Annotated in this window: 17 protein-coding genes; 11 read left to right on the top strand and 6 right to left on the bottom strand. The window is 70.9% G+C overall.

The features are described 5' to 3' along the window. Positions 1 to 6: 6 nt before the first annotated feature. Positions 7 to 435: a hypothetical protein gene (locus ACFWZ5_RS12215; protein ID WP_384785810.1), complete on the top strand. Its 429-nt coding sequence runs from the start codon at positions 7 to 9 to the stop codon at positions 433 to 435. An 80-nt stretch (positions 436 to 515) separates the two neighbouring features. Here the strand turns inward: ACFWZ5_RS12215 and ACFWZ5_RS12210 are convergent, their stop codons facing one another. Continuing rightward, the gene (locus ACFWZ5_RS12210) at positions 516 to 2516 is read right to left on the bottom strand and encodes a M6 family metalloprotease domain-containing protein (protein WP_384785807.1); all 2001 of its coding nucleotides are present in this window, start codon (positions 2514 to 2516) and stop codon (positions 516 to 518) included. Positions 2517 to 2764: 248 nt separating this feature from the next. Between ACFWZ5_RS12210 and ACFWZ5_RS12205 the strand changes: the two genes are divergently transcribed. Further along, entirely contained in the window at positions 2765 to 3160 is a 396-nt protein-coding gene (locus ACFWZ5_RS12205) for a GNAT family N-acetyltransferase (RefSeq protein ID WP_384785804.1), read from the top strand. 81 nt (positions 3161 to 3241) lie between these two features. Here the strand turns inward: ACFWZ5_RS12205 and ACFWZ5_RS12200 are convergent, their stop codons facing one another. Further along, complete coding sequence (locus ACFWZ5_RS12200; RefSeq protein ID WP_384785800.1) at positions 3242 to 3694, bottom strand: ATP-binding protein; 453 nt, start codon at positions 3692 to 3694, stop codon at positions 3242 to 3244. 253 nt (positions 3695 to 3947) lie between these two features. Between ACFWZ5_RS12200 and ACFWZ5_RS12195 the strand changes: the two genes are divergently transcribed. From ACFWZ5_RS12195 to ACFWZ5_RS12175, 5 genes are all read left to right on the top strand, one after another. Continuing rightward, the gene (locus tag ACFWZ5_RS12195; RefSeq protein ID WP_384785797.1) at positions 3948 to 4823 is read left to right on the top strand and encodes a helix-turn-helix domain-containing protein; all 876 of its coding nucleotides are present in this window, start codon (positions 3948 to 3950) and stop codon (positions 4821 to 4823) included. Beyond that, positions 4824 to 5060, top strand: a complete 237-nt coding sequence (locus ACFWZ5_RS12190) for a DUF397 domain-containing protein (RefSeq protein WP_384785794.1) — start codon at positions 4824 to 4826, stop codon at positions 5058 to 5060. A gap of 89 nt (positions 5061 to 5149) precedes the next feature. After that, complete coding sequence (locus tag ACFWZ5_RS12185; RefSeq protein WP_384785791.1) at positions 5150 to 5965, top strand: SAM-dependent methyltransferase; 816 nt, start codon at positions 5150 to 5152, stop codon at positions 5963 to 5965. A 212-nt stretch (positions 5966 to 6177) separates the two neighbouring features. After that, entirely contained in the window at positions 6178 to 6666 is a 489-nt protein-coding gene (locus tag ACFWZ5_RS12180; protein ID WP_384785869.1) for a beta-class carbonic anhydrase, read from the top strand. A 116-nt stretch (positions 6667 to 6782) separates the two neighbouring features. Then, positions 6783 to 8390, top strand: a complete 1608-nt coding sequence (locus tag ACFWZ5_RS12175) for an amidase (protein WP_384785866.1) — start codon at positions 6783 to 6785, stop codon at positions 8388 to 8390. A 57-nt stretch (positions 8391 to 8447) separates the two neighbouring features. Here the strand turns inward: ACFWZ5_RS12175 and ACFWZ5_RS12170 are convergent, their stop codons facing one another. Together ACFWZ5_RS12170 and ACFWZ5_RS12165 are read right to left on the bottom strand one after the other, a co-directional pair. Further along, positions 8448 to 9020, bottom strand: coding sequence for a hypothetical protein (locus ACFWZ5_RS12170; protein ID WP_384785788.1), 573 nt, complete (start codon positions 9018 to 9020; stop codon positions 8448 to 8450). 102 nt (positions 9021 to 9122) lie between these two features. After that, positions 9123 to 9479, bottom strand: coding sequence for a DUF805 domain-containing protein (locus ACFWZ5_RS12165; protein ID WP_384785785.1), 357 nt, complete (start codon positions 9477 to 9479; stop codon positions 9123 to 9125). 653 nt (positions 9480 to 10132) lie between these two features. Here ACFWZ5_RS12165 and ACFWZ5_RS12160 point away from each other — a divergent pair. Together ACFWZ5_RS12160 and ACFWZ5_RS12155 are read left to right on the top strand one after the other, a co-directional pair. Then, a complete protein-coding gene (locus ACFWZ5_RS12160) occupies positions 10133 to 10834 on the top strand; it encodes a response regulator transcription factor (protein ID WP_384785782.1) in 702 nt (233 codons plus the stop codon). Positions 10835 to 10872: 38 nt separating this feature from the next. Continuing rightward, positions 10873 to 12219 carry an ATP-binding protein gene (locus ACFWZ5_RS12155; protein WP_384785779.1) on the top strand — a complete coding sequence of 449 codons (1347 nt, stop codon included), beginning with the start codon at positions 10873 to 10875 and terminating at the stop codon, positions 12217 to 12219. Here the strand turns inward: ACFWZ5_RS12155 and ACFWZ5_RS12150 are convergent. Then, complete coding sequence (locus ACFWZ5_RS12150) at positions 12204 to 14078, bottom strand: serine/threonine-protein kinase (RefSeq protein WP_384785776.1); 1875 nt, start codon at positions 14076 to 14078, stop codon at positions 12204 to 12206. The two genes, ACFWZ5_RS12155 and ACFWZ5_RS12150, sit on opposite strands and share 16 nt — an antisense overlap. Positions 14079 to 14130: 52 nt before the next feature. After that, positions 14131 to 14322 carry a hypothetical protein gene (locus ACFWZ5_RS12145; protein ID WP_384785774.1) on the bottom strand — a complete coding sequence of 64 codons (192 nt, stop codon included), beginning with the start codon at positions 14320 to 14322 and terminating at the stop codon, positions 14131 to 14133. Positions 14323 to 14848: 526 nt separating this feature from the next. On the opposite strand from ACFWZ5_RS12145, the gene ACFWZ5_RS12140 reads away from it, so the two are divergent. Next, a complete protein-coding gene (locus tag ACFWZ5_RS12140) occupies positions 14849 to 15811 on the top strand; it encodes a quinone oxidoreductase family protein (RefSeq protein WP_384785771.1) in 963 nt (320 codons plus the stop codon). Positions 15812 to 15908: 97 nt separating this feature from the next. Beyond that, on the top strand, positions 15909 to 16520 hold the full coding sequence (locus tag ACFWZ5_RS12135; protein WP_384785768.1) for a TetR/AcrR family transcriptional regulator: 612 nt from the start codon (positions 15909 to 15911) through the stop codon (positions 16518 to 16520). The last annotated feature ends 72 nt before the right edge of the window (positions 16521 to 16592 follow it).

Below are 16592 nucleotides of genomic sequence, written 5' to 3'. Positions count from 1 at the left end.
CATTCCGTGGGTCACGCCCCCCGCCCCGCCTCCCCGCTGGTCAGCACGGTCGTGGCGGAGGCCTTCGACCGCTGGAGCCCTCAGCTGCACAAGGAGGTCGACACCAACGCCCACAACGGCCACGTCGGCCAGTCCCTGCTGAAGGAGACCGACACACTGCGCGTCTGGGAGACAACTCTCCATCCGGGAGAACGGGTTCCCGTCCATCGGCACGTCCTCGACTACACCTGGATAGCCCTCACGGACGGCCGCGCCCGCCAGCACGCGAGCGACGGCACCTCCCGCGAGATCTCCTACGTCCGCGGACAGACCCAGTCCTTTAGTTTCGACGCGGGGCAGTACCACCTCCACGACCTGAGGAACATCGGCGACGACGTCCTGTCGTTCCTGGTCATCGAGACCAAGGACGGGGCGAACGAACCCATCCAGCTCTGACGTTCTCCATGCCTTGATGTGCGGAGGCGGGCCGCGACCGTCGAAGTCGCGACCCGCCTCTTCATGTCGTCCCGTAGTGGCTAGTACTTGCCGGACTTCTTCAGCTTGCAGCTGGCGGTGGCGGTCTTGCCCGGGTCGCTCTCCGAGCGGGCCGTCAGGTGGACCCGGCCGTGCCGGTCCGCGCCGCGCTCGGCGTTGACGGCGACGTCGATCTCGGTGGTGTGGCCCGCCTTGGTGGTGGCGAGGCGGTTGGGCAGCCAGGCGCTCCACCCGCGGCCCGCGGCCTTGGCGGTCAGTCGGTAGACGTCGGAGGACAGATACTTCCGGACGTCCTCGGGGTGACCGGACTGCGGCGGCGTCCCGCGCCCGGTGTTGGTGAGGTCGAACCTGCACACGGCCCGCTGCTGGGGGCTTCCCTTGGCGTAGCCGCGGTCGAGTGCGACGCCGCGCCGCTGCGGGCCCGCGCCGTCGAGGGACTTGACGGCCAGGGTGTACGAGAGCACGCCGTTCGGGCCGCGCTGCACGTCGAGGACGTAGAAGTGCAGCCGGTTGGCGCGATCGGTGTACTCGTACTGGCTGCCCGAGTCGGCGCCCGCGTGCATGAGGGCGTCGCTGAGCTGTCGGTAGTCACCCATGGTGATCTTCTGCAGGGTGCCGTCGGGGCGCTTGAAGTCCGTCATGTCGATGTCTTCGGGGTGGGAGTCGATCACCCACGCGAAGGGGGCCTGGTCCTGGTTCTTGGTCTTGGACAGGAGGACGCCGTGGTCCGGGGTGAAGGAGTCCATGCCCATGCGGTCGACGACTTCGACGGTGTAGTTGTTGTAGCCGCCGCCGTCGCACAGCGGATCGGTGCTGGTGTCGCAGGACGGGGACAGGTCGCGGCTCATGGAGATGTTGACGCCGCTGAGGCCCTTGTCGCCGGGCGGCGCCGAGCGTGCGGTGACGCGGGCGACGACCGTGCCGGAGTCCTTGAGCGCGTCGCGGTCGAGGCGCAGCACGTTCTTCTCGTCGACGATGCCGAGCTTCAGCTTGTCGCGCAGGACGTGCTGGGAGCCCATCGAGCCGCCACCGGTGGCCGGTATGTGCCAGCGGGTGTGCGGACCGCCGGGACCGTTGAAGGAGCCGCGCGAGAGCATGCTCCAGATGCCGGTGTACGCGCGGCGCAGCGGCTTGCCGTACGGGTTGTTGTAGTTGTCGCCTATGCCCAGGATGTGGCTGAGCTCATGGGCGTACACGCCCATCCCGGAGCTCTCGGCCTGGGTGGACGAACCGGCCGTCGCGTTGGGCCAGATGCGGGCCGCGGCCGCCCAGGACGTCCACGGCACATAGCGGGTGTTCGCGGAGTTGCCGCCGGACGCGATCGGCGCGGGCGGCCCCCAGGCCCCCGGCACGGCCTGCGGCGAGGCGAACTTCATCTGGCCGAACTCCTGCCACACGCCGGACTCGTCCTGACCGGCGGTGAGGAAGAAGACGAAGTCGTACTTCGCGGTCTCGCCGCCGCCCACGTCGGCGGTCCAGGCGGCCTTGCCGTCGGCGCGGATGTCCTTGCCGCAGGTGCTGCCGCGCGGGCAGGCGCCGGGGTTCATCTGGGGTTCGATGCCGTACTGGAAGGACTTGAACGGCATGCGGTAGACGCCGAAGGCGGTCAGGTCGACGCCGATGCGGCCGCCGGAGTCCTCCATCCAGTACTCGTTGATGGTGTGGCCGCGGTTGAGCTTTCCCGGCTTGTTGAGGAAGTCGCGGTAGAAGGACGGGAGTTGGCTGCGCGGTATGTCGGACGCGCCCACCTGGGGGTTGCCGAAGAGGCTGGAACCGGCCGGTTTGCTGACCGTGAACTCCTCGTCGGGGTAGTCGAGCAGGACCAGGGCGCCCTTGAAGGTGCGCTTGGTGGGCTTGACGTCGGGGTTGGCCCAGTCGGTGCCGGGCACGGACCGGTGGTCGGCCCAGGTCATGTCGTCGGGGTTCTGCCAGTTCTGCGGGTCGATCGGCTGGACGAGGGGGGACTGGGGCGGCCGGCCGGTGGGCTCGGGGGTCGCCCGGGCGGGCCCGGCGGCGAAGACGGATGCGACGAGGCCGGTCACCGCGGCGGCGATACCGAACCGGCGCGCGTGGACACGGGTCGTTCTGGTACGTCGGCGTAGGGGCTTACGGCTTCGTGGTCGGCGGTAGAACAAGGCTCACCTCTTGCCTGACGGGTGTGGACAAGGGCATGACAAGCCGTTCATCGATACTGTCCGCCGAAGCTGTTGGGGAGTCAATATGCTTTTGGGGCGGGTTTGCCGGAAGTGACACGGCAGCCCGCGCGCGGCGCCCCGGCTACGCTCGCGCCATGACGATCACGTACGCATGGCGGGGAGACTTCGACAACGCGACCCTCAACGCCCTGCACGCGCAAGGGTTCAAGCACCGGATCCTCGACATCGACTGGCGGACCCAGGTGCGCGACCACAGTCTGGGCTGGGTGTGCGCGTACGACGAGGGCGACCTGGTCGGTTTTGTGAACGTGGCGTGGGACGGGGGAGTGCACGCCTTCCTCCTCGACACGCTCGTCGCACAGGCCCACCGGCGCGCGGGCGTCGGTACCGAACTCGTCGCCGAGGCCGCACGGCACTCCCGGGCGGCGGGCTGCGAGTGGCTGCACGTCGACTTCGACGACGACCTGCGGGCGTTCTACTTCGACGCGTGCGGCTTCACGGTGACCCCGGCGGGCCTCATCGCCCTCTGAGGAGTCCCCTGCTGAAGCCCGCCGCGCTATGTCGTGTCCTTCGGTTCAGGCCGGGCCCGCGGCGCCTGGAACGGGGGAGGGCTACGGGGGTCCGTCCGGGCGTAGTTCGGCCCACACGAGGTGGCCGGGGCCGCGCGTCGCGCTCGTCACGCCCCATTCATGGGCCAGCGCGTCCACCAGCACAAGACCGCGTCCGCACTGACTGTAGAGATCCGGCGCCTGCCGCTCGGGCACCGCCTCCCTCTGGTCCTGGTCCTCGACCTCCACGCGGACGCGGCGCCCGTCGGCGTACAGGCGGAAGAGCACCCACTGACTGGACGTGTGCGTGATCACGTTGGTGACCAGCTCGGAGACGACGAGCAGGACGTCATCGCCCACGTCGGCGGAGAACCCCCACTCGTCGAGCAGCATGCGCGCCTGGTCGCGTGCCTCGCGCACCGAGGAGGCGATCGCCGGCAGCTCGAAGGCGGCCCGGCGCGTGAGCGCTCGCCTCGGCGTGAGGTCTGAAGGCGTGGGATGGGCGGGGGAAACCACGTCGATCGCCTTTCGTCGCACCCCAACTGCCCAACGCCAGCGGTCATTTGACGTTCGAAGTGGAGGTGATCCCACTGTGGCACCTGTGACGATCGATATGCAACCGCCGAGATGAAAATTGCAAAGTGTGACGCGCATACTGTCGTTGTCGGGTGATGATCGTGACAGACTGCGATCTCAACGCCGGAAGCGCGGCAGAACGGTGGCAGAGCGTGGTGCCGTGAACTCGGCACCAGGAGCGAGGAGGTGGGGCATGACGGCGGAGACGGCATGGGGCGGCGCCCCCACGGTCCTGCGCATGATCCTCGGCAAGCAGCTCGAAGAGCTGCGGACCCGGGCCGGCCTGACCTTCGAGCAGGCGGGCGAGGCGATCGGCGTCAGCCACTCGACGATCAGGCGGCTGGAGGCCGCCAAGGTGGCCCGGCTGCGCCTCGCCGACGTCGAGAAGCTCCTGCGGACGTACGGCATCGGGGACCAGCACGAGATCGACACGTTCCTGCAGTCGGTCCGCGAGGCCAACAAGCGCGGCTGGTGGCACACGTACCGCGATGTGATGCCGGACTGGTTCGCCGCGTATCTGAGCCTGGAGCAGGCTGCGCTCCAGATCCGTGCCTACGAGGCGCAGTTCGTGCACGGACTGCTGCAGACGGAGGACTACGCGCGCGCCCTGCTCAGCGCCGGAAACCCGCACGCCCCGGCCGACGCCACCGAGCGCCGGGTGGCCCTGCGGATGCAGCGCCAGGAGCTGCTCTCCCGCCCGTCCCCGCCGCACCTGTGGGTCGTGATGGACGAGACGGTGCTGAGATGGCCGGTCGGCGGCAGCGCGGTGATGCGCGGCCAGATCGACCACCTGATCGCGGTCACCGCGCTCCCGCACGTGACCCTGCAGATCATGCCGTTCACGAACGGCCCGCACCCGGCCATGCGGGCCGGGGCCTTCCACATCTTCCGGTTCAAGGCCCCCGAGCTGCCGGACATCGTCTACCTCAACGGCCTCGTCGGTGCGGTCTACCTCGACAAGGACGACGACGTGGTGGTGTACCGCGAGGCCCTGGACCGGTTGGGCGCCCAGTCGGCACCCGTCAAGAAGACCGAGGCGCTGCTCGGCGCGATCCGCAAGGAGCTGTGAGTGCACGACCCCCTGGACAACGGCACGCCCTCCCGGGACCTGGGCGCACAAGGCTGGCTGAAGCCGTGGAGCGACGACGCGGGCGGCGCCTGCGTCGAAGCGAAGAGACTGCCCGACGGGAGCGTCGCGCTGCGCCAGTCGACCGACCCCGACGGCCCCGCCCTGGTCTTCCCCCGAAGCGAGATCGCCCGCTTCCTCGCGGGCGTGAAGGCCGGCGACGCCGACTTCCTCTGCTGACCGGGCGCCCACGGACTTCTTACGGACTTCTCGAGGACGACCCGAGATCGACCCGAGATCGACCCGACAACCTGACAGGAGGGGCCGCGTTGCACGACAACGGATGGCCGGCTGACCGGATCGACACCGACAACGCGCATTCCGCGCGCATCTACGACTACATCCTCGGCGGGAAGGACTACTACCCCGCGGACCGGGCGGCGGGCGACGCCATGAGCAAGGAGTGGCCCGCGCTGCCGGTCCACATGCGCGCCAACCGCGACTTCATGAACCGCGCCGTCCGCTACCTGGCCGAGGAGGCCGGGATACGCCAGTTCCTCGACATCGGCACCGGCATCCCGACCTCACCGAACCTCCACGAGATCGCCCAGGGCGTCGCCCCCGACTCCCGCGTCGTGTACGTGGACAACGACCCCATCGTCCTCACCCTCTCCCAGGGCCTGCTCGCCAGCACCACGCAGGGGATGACCTCGTACATCGAGGCGGACATGCTGGACCCCGCCACGATCCTGGGCGCCCCCGAACTGCGCGACACCCTCGACCTCGGCCGGCCGGTCGCCCTCACCGTCATCGCGATCGTGCACTTCGTCCTGGACGAGGACGACGCCCCCGGCATCGTCCGCCGCCTCCTCGAACCGTTGCCGTCGGGCAGCTACCTGGCGATGTCCATCGGCACGGCCGACTTCGCACCGGACGAGGTGGGCCGGGTGGCGCGCGAGTACGCGGCCCGCAACATGCCCATGAGGCTGCGCACCCTGCCCGAGGCGGAGCGCTTCTTCGACGGCCTCGACCTGGTCGAGCCCGGCATCGTCCAGGTCCACAAGTGGCACCCGGACGGCACGGGCGAGCAGGGCATCAAGGACGAGGACATCGCGATGTACGGGGCGGTGGCGCGGAAGCCCTAGCTCTGCACCGGAGCTGCCGGGACCGTGCGGGTGGCGGCCGACTGGGGTCAGGTCAGCGGGCCCGCGCGCCCCCCTGCGGGGCGGGTCTTGCGTTGCTGCCATGTTGCGGTCCCATGGCCAAGTGGGCCCGGCCCTTCCTCGCGGTGGTGCCCGTCGCTACGGTGCCGAGCGACAGGCACCGGGCCGCCCGGGGCTCAGAAGGCGAGGGCATCATGTCCGTGACCGACGAGTATCTGGCCAACAACACCGCGTACGCCGCGTCGTTCCCCGGGCCGCTGCCCCTCCCGCCCTCCCGGCACGTGGCGGTCGTCGCCTGCATGGACGCCCGCCTCAACGTGTACGCGGTCCTCGGACTCAAGGAGGGCGAGGCCCATGTCATCCGCAACGCGGGCGGGGCGGTCACCGACGACGAGATCCGCTCCCTGGCCATCAGCCAACGCCTCCTGGGGACCAGGGAGATCATTCTGATCCACCACACGGACTGCGGCATGCTCACGTTCACCGACGACGACTTCAAACGGCAGATCCAGGAGGAGACCGGGCTCCGCCCGCCCTGGGCGGCCGAGGCGTTCTCCGACGTCGAGGAGGACGTTCGCCAGTCCGTGCGGCGCATCACCGCGAGCCCGTTCGTGCCGCACACCGATTCCGTCCGCGGCTTCGTCTTCGACATCACGACTGGACAGCTCACCGAGGTGAAGTAGGGGGCGCCGCGCCACCCGGCGTGCCTCGGCAGCGTGCGGGGCTCTTGCGCCGGGTGAAGGCGTGTAGTCGGCTGGTCCTCATGAGGAGCATGAGGAGCATGAAGACCATGAAGACCATGAGAAAGAGGAACGTGGCCGCGCTGACCGCCACCCTGGTCGTGGGCGCTCTCTGTGCGGGCGTACCGCAACTGCCTGCTCAAGCCGCTGATACCGCCGGTCCCGGGGGCAGTTCGCCGCCCGCGACGGGCTCGTCCGCCAGGCTCGGGGTCGATCTCGACACCGTGACGATCCCGGAGTTACAGGCCCGCATGGCGGACGGTTCGCTGACGTCGTCGGCGCTGACGTCCGCCTACCTGGGGCGGATCAAGACCGTCGACCCGAAGATCAACGCGGTGCTGCGCACCGACCCGACGGCCCTGCGGCAGGCGGCCGCCAGCGACGTCAGGCACCGGCAGGGCCGCACCCGTGGCCCGCTCGACGGCATCCCCGTTCTCATCAAGGACAACGTGAACACCCGCGGCCTGCCCACGACCGCCGGATCCCTCGCCCTGGCCAGCAGCCCGCCGGACACCGACGCCGTCCTGGTGACCCGGCTGCGCAAGGCGGGCGCGGTGATCCTCGGCAAGACCAACCTGTCCGAGTGGGCCAACTTCCGCGCGGCGAAGCCGACATCGGGGTGGTCGGCGGTGGGCGGCCAGACCCACAACCCCTACGTCCTCGACCGCAATCCGTGCGGGTCGTCCTCCGGGTCGGCCGCCGCCCTGGCCGCGTCGCTGTCGCAGGTGGCGATCGGCACCGAGACGGACGGCTCCATCGTGTGCCCGGCCGGGATGAACGGAGTGGTCGGCCACAAGCCCAGCCTGGGCCTGGTCAGCCAGTCCGGCGTGGTCCCGATCTCCGCGGAGCAGGACACCGCGGGGCCCATGGCGCGCAACGTGACCGACACGGCGCTCACCCTCGCGGTCCTCAGCGGGGGCTCCCGTTCCGGCACGTCCGCCGCGGCCCCGGGCGACCTGATCCGTCCCGGAGGCCTGCGCGGCAAGCGGATCGGTCTGTGGCGGCTGCCCTCGCTCGGCCCGGAGGTGGACGCCGTCATGACCCGTACCGCGAAGGAGCTGCGCGGCGCGGGAGCCGAGGTCGTCGAGGTGACGCCCCCGTATCAGGAGCGGCTCGCCGCACTCGAATTCCCGGCGCTCCTGAGCGAGTTCCACCGGGACATCGACGCCTACCTCGCCACCCGCAAGGGGCCGCGGAACCTCGCCGAGCTGATCGAGTTCAACCGCACCCACCCCGCGGAGCAGACCTGCTTCGCGGGCCAGGAGCTGTTCGAGCAGGCCCTGGCCGCCCCGCCCACCACCGACCCCGCGTACCGGGCGATGCGGGCCGAGCTGAAGGACCTGTCCCGGCGGTCCATCGACGAGACCATGGCCACCCACCGGTTGGACGCCATCGCCGCGCCGACGAACCCGCCCGCCTGGACGACGGACTGCGCGCGCGGCGACAACGACGTGATCCCGTCCTCCACGCCCGCGGCCGTGTCCGGCTACCCGTCCCTGTCGGTACCCGCCGGTTCCGTGCAGGAGCTGCCCGTGGGCCTGCTCCTGATCGCGGGCAACCACCAGGACGGCAAGCTCCTGTCGCTGGGAGCGGCGGTGGAGCGGCGCCTGCACGCCTGGCGGGCGCCGCGCTACCTGCCGTCGGTGGGGACCGGCACCTCCCGATGAGGCAGACCCTTCTGCCTCGTACGGCACTGCGCATCAGGTCGCATGCGGCACCGCGCGTCAGAGGTCGGCGACGATGATGCCGTGGCTGTCGACCCGATTGACCGCCGCGCACGACGGACAGCGCACCGCCGTGACGCTGCGGTAGCGCAGGCCGTCGTACCACTCGTGGGCACATGTCCCGCACCGAACCGTGACGAGGAAGTTGTCCCCCCGTCCGCGCGCGGCCGCGATGACCCCGGCCGCGTTCATGACGGAGACGACGACGCCTGAGCACTCTGCTGCCGTGGTGTCCAGCTGCCACGGCAGCAGCCGCTCCAGATACAGGCCGTCGATGTCCCTGCCCCAGTTGCCGCGGGGAGTCTCCACGACGATGCGGTACTGCCCCTCGGTGACGTCGTGCTCGTCCAGCAGGTACCGCTTGGCCTTCTCGGCGTCGCTGCCCCGCAGGACGAGACAGCGTGCGTCGCCCGCCCTGAGGCTGCCGTCGCCGGGTTCGAGGCCCGCCGCCGCGGCCCTCTCCATGGCCGCGTCGGCCGCGGCCTCCGTCGCGTGGATCAGTATCGGTCCGCTGTCACGGGACCGACGTCGCTTGAACCAGCCCATCCGTCCGCCTTCGAGCGTGCTCGACATGGAGCACGACCGTAGGCCCGCGGGCGTGGGAGGGGTCCCGGCGGCGCTCAAGAGCCGCGGCCCCGGCGAGGCCGCCGTGCTCGCCCAGGCCCTGACGGCCGATCAGTAGACGGGCGCGGACTCCTTGGGGTTCGGCCCGTACGCGTTGTGCGGCTTGCTGTCGGTGGCGAGCATCACGATCAGGATGATCGCGCCGATGACCGGGATCAGGAACAGCAGCAGCCACCAGCCCTGGCGGTTGGTGTCGTGCAGCCGCCGTACGCCGACGGCGATGCTCGGCAGGAGTACCGCCAGACTGTAGATCGCCTGGATGACCAGGCCGGTGCCGAGCGCGATGTCGACGAGCGCGAGCACGACCGTGATGATCGAGCTGATCAGCGTGAACATCCAGTATTCCTTGCGCCGCGCGCGCCCGTTGAACACGGCGTATTTCTTGAGCACGTCGAAGTACCAGTGCATCGCGTCGTCCCCCTGAAAACCGCGATGGTGCGCGTCCCTCTGTGGTCGCGTCGATGACCAGAATGTAGGACTTCGGGTGACCCTGGTCAACCGGTCCTGGAAGGTCCACTTCGTGGCGTTTTGGATCACGCTGATTCCGCTCGGTCGCGCGCTGATTCCCGCTCGGTGGCGCCGGAGGGGGAACGCCGGGATTCCCGCCCGCCGACCTGTGGTGTGCCGCCACACTGGCAGCATGTCGGGGGATTTCGGCCCTGGCATGCCGCGGGGGGCGTAAGGCCTTGTTCCTGGTCGGTGCGGCCGTTCTCGCCGTGCTCGCGGCCGCACCCGCTCCGGTGGCCCCGGGCCAGGGAACTGCTCGCGGGCATGGTGGCCGACCAGCGGCGGGAAGAGGAACACATCCGCTCGCCGGAGCGGTGGGGGCCGATGCCGGTGCGCTGGGAGCTGACGTCCGATCCGGTACTCATGCACCCTGCGCCCGCAGCTGCTCGGGCTGACCGGCGCGCTTCTGGGCACGCCGACCGGGCCCGCCGACACGAAGGGGCCTGACCGGCCGTCCCCGGTCCCGAAGGGCCGGACTCGCGGGCGACCGCGTCGACGTCGGCGATCCCCGCCCCAGCTCCCTGACCACGTCCCCCACCAGCGAAGATGACCTCATGACTGAGGTACATGAGCACCGTCGCACGGTCCTGGTCGTCGAGGACGATCCCGGTGTGCGCAGCACCCTCGACCAACTGCTGCGCTTCGAGGGCTACCGGGTCCGGCTGGCCTCCGACGGGCTGCGGGCCCTCGGCCTGATCGAGGAGGAGAGTCCCGACCTGGCGGTGGTGGACGTGGCCATGCCGGGCCTGGACGGCCTTGCGCTGTGCCGGATGGTGCGCAGGCGCGGTGACCGGCTGCCCCTCCTCGTCCTCACCGCGCGCGACCAGATCGGGGACCGCGTCGCAGGCCTGGACGCGGGCGCCGACGACTACGTGTCCAAGCCGTTCGCCACCGAGGAACTCCTGGCGCGCATCCGTGCGTTGCTGCGCCGCACCGCGCCTCCCGAGGACACCGCCGAGGTCCTGGCCGTCGCCGACCTCACCCTCGACCCCGCCACCCGCCGGGCGCATCGCGGACCACGGCTCCTGGACCTGACCAAGACCGAGTTCGACGTCCTGGAACTGCTGTTGAGCAACCCCGGTGTCGTCCTCACCCGCACCCAGATCTACGAGCGCATATGGGGCTACGACTTCGACACCGCGTCCCGCTCCCTCGACGTCTACATCGGCTATCTGCGGCGCAAGACCGAACACGACGGAGCCCCGCGCCTGATCCACACCGTGCGCAACGTCGGCTACACCGTCCGGCCGGCGTGATGGCAGGCCCCTTGACACGGCTGTCACGGCTGTCCCGCTTGACCCTGCGTACGAAGGTCACGCTCGTGGTCGTCGCGGCGGCCGTGTTCGCCATCACCGTCAGCGTCGCCGCGTCGTACCGCAACGTCAGCGACCTCGTCGCCGACGAGCTCGAACGCGGCCTCGAGGACCGCGCCGACATGGTCACCACCCTGTTGAGCGCCTCCCGCAAGCCACCGGCACGCGCTGACATGACCGAACAACTGCTGCTCCCCAACGGCACCGTGCGCCCCCTGAGCCCCGGCCCCGACCGCCTGCCCGTCTCGGACCCGGCCCGCCGCGTGGCCCGTACCGGCACCGGGAGCAGCCGTGAGGACGTGGTCGTCTCCGGCCGTGAGTACGGCGTGCTGACCAAGCCCCTGCCCGACGGGGGAGCGGTCATGGTCGGACAGCACTACCAAGGCGTCGCACGCGTCGAGAACGCCTTCCTGTGGCGTGTCCCCTGGACCACCGTGGCCGCGACGGGCCTGTCCGCCGTACTGAGCTGGATCGTCCTGGGCCGCATCCTGCGCCCGGTCCGCCGCCTGGCCAGTGCCACCGGGCGCATCACCGCCACCCAGGACCTGGCCACGCCCCTGCCGCCCGCCGGTGCCGACGAGATCGGCCGACTGACCCGCAGCTTCGACACCATGCTCACCGCACTGCGCCGCTCCCGCGCCCAGCAGCAGCAACTCGTCCAGGACGCGAGCCACGAACTGCGCACCCCGCTGACCTCGATACGCGGCAGTGTCGAACTCCTGCAACGGGCCCGCGGCAGACTCGATCCGAAGGACGAGGAACAGATCCTCACCACCCTGGTCACCGAGACCGCGGCCCTCGACGACCTCGTGCGCGAACTCGTCGACCTCGCCACCGACCGCTCCACCGAGGAAGAACCCGCCCGCGTCGACCTGCTCACGGCGGCCGAGGACAGCGCGCACCGCTTCCGCCAGCGCACCGGCCGCACCATCTCCGTCACGAGCACGCACCCCGTCCCCGTACGGGCCAGGCCCCGCGCCCTGCAACGCTGCATCGACAACGTCCTCGGCAACGCCGTGAAGTTCAGCGACGCCCCCGCACCCATCACCCTCCACATCGACGGCAGCCGCGTGACCGTACGCGACCACGGCCCCGGCATCGACCCCGCCGAACAACAGGCCGTCTTCGACCGCTTCTACCGCGGCCCCCGCACCCAGTCAGTGCCCGGCTCCGGCCTCGGCCTCGCCATCGTCCACGACCTCATCACGGCCGACGACGGCACCGTCTTCGCCACGAGCCCCGCGGACGGCGGCGCGGAGGTCGGCTTCGAGCTCCCGCGCCACGACGCGACGACGCCGCGCAAGGGCGGCGGTCACCGGGGCTGGTAGCGGAAGTTCGAAAAGGTGGCGCGGGCGCCGGCGGTCTTCCAGAAAACGGTGAGACCGATGTAGCTGGTGGTCGAGGCGACCGTGGCCGTCTGGATGGTGCTGGACTCACCACTGGCGGCCGCCACGGAGAACGTGACCGTGCTCGCCGTCACGTCGGCCGTCAAACGGTAGGGGGCGCCGCCGCGCGGCAGATCCTTCTCCTCGCGGTCGATCTCGGTGCCGTTGAGGACCTTGACCACGCCGATCTTTCCCTTGTCGGCGGTGATCGGGCAGACCGCCAGCTCTTCGAAGGTCGTTCCGGCGCCGCCCGTGTGGGTGGCGAATCCGGCGCAGCCGCCTTCTGCGGTCGGGTCCGCTTCGGTGAGCCCGGTGACGTCGACCGACAGTTCGTAGTGGCGCGGGAAGGGGGCGTCGCTCAGGCGGAACTGGAGCTCGCCGTTGTTCTCGGCGATCCGGCCGTTCGAGCTCCGGAGCTTGCGCAGCGTGGTCCCGTCCGATGAGCAGGCCAAGGTGCTGCCCGCCCTGGTCCAGGAGACCGGGTAGGCGCTGCCGTCACAGCCGGGCCGGGTGACGGAGCGGGCTTCCGCACCGTGTGACCAGGGCTTGCGCTCCAGCAGGTACAGGCCGGAGACGAGGACGAGGAGCAGGGCTGCCCCCAGCGCGACGAGACGCAGCCCGGGACGGCGGCTGCGAGTCGTACGAGGTGGGTCGGGAGCGGAGGCCGGGGCGGGTTGTCGTCCGCGCTGCGTGGGGACGCGGTGCAGCTTGCGTGCCGCGGGGGCGGTGGGAGGGGCCGGTGGTTCGGCGGACGGATCGACGGAGGGCCCGACGGACGGTTCGACGGACGGCTCGACGGAGGGTGAGGGGGACGGGCCCGGTGGGGCGGTGGCGCCGATGTTGGCCCAGGTCGGCGTGGGCATGGGCGTCACGGAGGGCGAGGTGCGCACGGCGTGTTCCCGGATGAGTCGGGCGACCTGGTCGGGCATCCAGCCGGGCTCGGTGAGCAGCAGTGAGGCGGCGGCCGTCGCCCTGCCCGCGCCGCCCGCGCCGCCCGCGGCGGCCAACAGGTCGAGCAGAGCGGCCACGGCGGGACGCCGGTCGGGCTGCTTGGCCAGGCAGGCGGCCACCACGGCGCGCAGTTCGGGCGGCAGGGGAGCCAGGTCGGGCTGTTCGTGCACGGCGCGGTAGTGCAGCGCGAGCGGAGCGCCGGAGCCGAACGGGCCGGTGCCGGTGGCGGTGTACGCCAGGACGGCGCCGAGGGCGAAGACGTCGCTGGCCGGTCCGACGGGGCGGCCGGTGAGCTGCTCGGGGGACATGAAGCCGGGAGTGCCGATCACCATCCCGGTACGGGTCAGCGCGCTGGCCTCGCTCGCGGCGGAGATCCCGAAGTCGATCACTCGCGGGCCGTCGGCGGCGAGGAGCACGTTGGAGGGCTTCAGGTCGCGGTGGACGATGCCCGCGGAGTGGATGGCCTCCAGGGCCTCGGCAAGACCGGCGCCGAGCGCGAAGACCGGCCGGGCAGGCCAGGGGCCGCATCCAGCGACCGCCTCGTCCAGGGAAACGCCTGGGACGTAGACGGTGGCCAGCCAGGGCGGCGAACCCTGCGGGTCGGCGTCGACCACGCCCGCGGTGAAGGCCCCGCTGACCCGCCGCGCGGCGGCCACCTCACGGGTGAAGCGGCGCCGGAAGTCACCGTCCTGGGCCAGATCCGGGCGGACCACCTTCACCGCGAACAGCCGCTCGCCGGGCGAGCGCGCCAGATACACCCGGCCCATCCCTCCGGCGCCGATCCGTGCCGCGAGCCGGTAGCGCCCTATGTGCCGCGGATCGTCCGGCTCCAGCGCCTCGAACACCGCCACCCCACGCCCCCTCACGCTGCCGTGCGGCTCCCCGAGACCGGGACCGAACGCCTCAGCCCCGCTGGTCCGGCCGCGTGTGGATGGGGAGGATCCCCTTCGTCGGCTGATCGGGCCGCGTCAGGATCGGGAGGATCTCCTTCTTCGAGCTCAGCGCCTCTTTGGAGGGCCGGAGGGCATCAACGGGTGCCTTCGCGCCCGTCTCGCGATTGCCGGTCGTGATCCTGATCCCTTGCATTTCCTTCATGGGTGGCATCCCCTGTCCCGGTCACGGTGATGGCGTTGCGGCCCTTGCCTTCGTCCCGACGAATGGCTGGGAGTGTACGGTCGCTGACGCCCTCGAGACGTTGGGTTGGCCGACCGGCCTTGCACTCGATGGATGCGAGGACCGCGGGGTCGCACGGCAGTGCGGGCCGGGCGGTGCTGCGCACACCCGCTGTGGCCAGGGAACTCTTGAGGGAGATGGCAGGGCGAACGGAACAACGAGGAAAGCATGTCCCGTTGGCCGACGGACCTCCCGCAGATGTACGACGCCGCTGTGCGCGAGAGCACCCACACCATTCAGCCACTCCGTATGCCGGGGCGCTCCCTCATGGCGCGGAGCGGCGGGCCACCCGGAGCCGGGCCTTCATACGGATCGATGGGTACGCCGCCGACGTAGGCCGATCAACTACCGTGCGCACACCAGAGTTTGGACTTGCTGGTCCATTTTTGGCGACCTACGGTGCTGCCGTTCCCGCAACACGCGCCCCACCGGCAGAGAGGTGTCACCCATGCATGCGATCCGCATCGAGGAGCACGGCGGCCCCGAGGTCATGCGCTGGACCGAGCTGCCCGACCCGTCACCCGGCCCTGGCGAGGCGCTGGTGCGGCTGGGTACCGCCGGCGTGAACTACATGGACGTCGGCGCCCGCGCCGAGGGCGGCCCCGGCTGGGCGGCGCCCGTGATCCTCGGCGTGGAGGGGATGGGCTACGTCACCGCCGTCGGCGAGGGGGTGCGGGACCTGGCCGCCGGTGACCGGGTGGCCTGGTTCTACCACCCGGGCAGCTACGCCGAGCTGCTCGCCGTCCCGGCGGATTCGCTCGTCAAGGTGCCGGACGGTATCAGCGACGAGACCGCTGCGGCCGTGATGATGCAGGGCCTCACCGCCAGCCACCTGAGCACCGAGACCTACCCGATCGGCCCGGGCGACACCGCCGTGGTGCACGCCGCGGCGGGCGGCGTGGGCCAGTTGCTCACGCAGCTGATCAAGGCGCGCGGCGGCCGGGTGATCGGCCTGGTCTCCCGCGAGGAGAAGGCGCCGACAGCGAAGGAGGCCGGTGCCGACCACGTTCTGGTCCACTCCGGCGGCGGCTTCGAGGAGCAGGTCAGGGAGTTGACCGGCGGCAAGGGCGCCGACGTGGTCTACGACGGTGGCGGCGCCGGGACGTTCCGCTCCTCCCAGCTGGCCCTGCGCCCGCACGGGGTGCACGCCTATTACGGCCCCTTCATGGGCGTCCCCACGCTGCGCCCCACCGACCTGCCCAACAGCATCCTGCTGACCTACCCCGTGGTGCACCACCACGTCGCCACCCGCGAGGCCCTGCTGCGGCGGACCGGGGAGCTGTTCGACCTGGCCCTGGCGGGGCGGCTCGTCCCGCGCGTCACCGGCCGCTACCCGCTCGCGGACGCGGCCCGCGCCCACGCGGACCTGGAGTCGCGTCGCACCACCGGGAAACTGCTGCTCCTGCCCTGACGAACCGTCACCCGGAGCGGCCCTCGCGCGCCGCGCCCGACCCACTTGAATAAAGCGCAACTTGCAGGGAACACAACAGCTCGCGCCGGGAGGACTCATGCCGCTGACCCGCAAGGGCACCGCGACCAGGCAGCGCATCATCGAGGGCGCCGCCGACCAGATCCGCGAACAGGGCGTGTTCGCGGTGCGCCTTGAGGACGTCATGGCCCGCACGGCGACCAGTAAGAGCCAGCTCTTCCACTACTTCCCCGAAGGGAAGGATGAACTGCTCCTCGCCGTGGCCCGGCACGAGGCGTCGAGGGTGATCGACGAACAGCAGCCGGAGCTCGGCTCCCTCACCTCCTGGGCGGCCTGGCAGGAGTGGCGCGACAAGGTCGTCGCCCGCTACCGCGCGCAGGGCAGCAACTGCCCCCTCCACGCGGCGCTCGCCCACCTGGGCGGGGCCACCGATGCCACCCGGGCCGTGGCTGGCGAACTGCTCGGCCGGTGGCAGCGGGAACTCGCCGCGGGGATCCGCCACATGCAGGGCAACGACGAGATCGAGCCCGGGCTCGACGCCGATCGCGAGGCCGCGGCCCTCCTGGCCGGTATCCAGGGCGGCGTACTGATCCTCATGACCACGGGCGGCCTCGCCCACCTGGAGGCCGCGATCGACCTGGGCGTCGCCCACCTCCGCGCTTCCGTCCACCGCGCTGACGCACGGCTCTGACCAGGCTGGACTCGCAACCCGATGCGAAACACCTCAGTCGAATGACTGCGCTCACGGGATCGGGGCGCCCCG

Origin of the sequence: Streptomyces sp. NPDC059003, assembly GCF_042740445.1 — a bacterium.
GTDB lineage: Bacteria > Actinomycetota > Actinomycetes > Streptomycetales > Streptomycetaceae > Streptomyces.
This window is presented reverse-complemented; position numbering and strand designations above follow the sequence as displayed.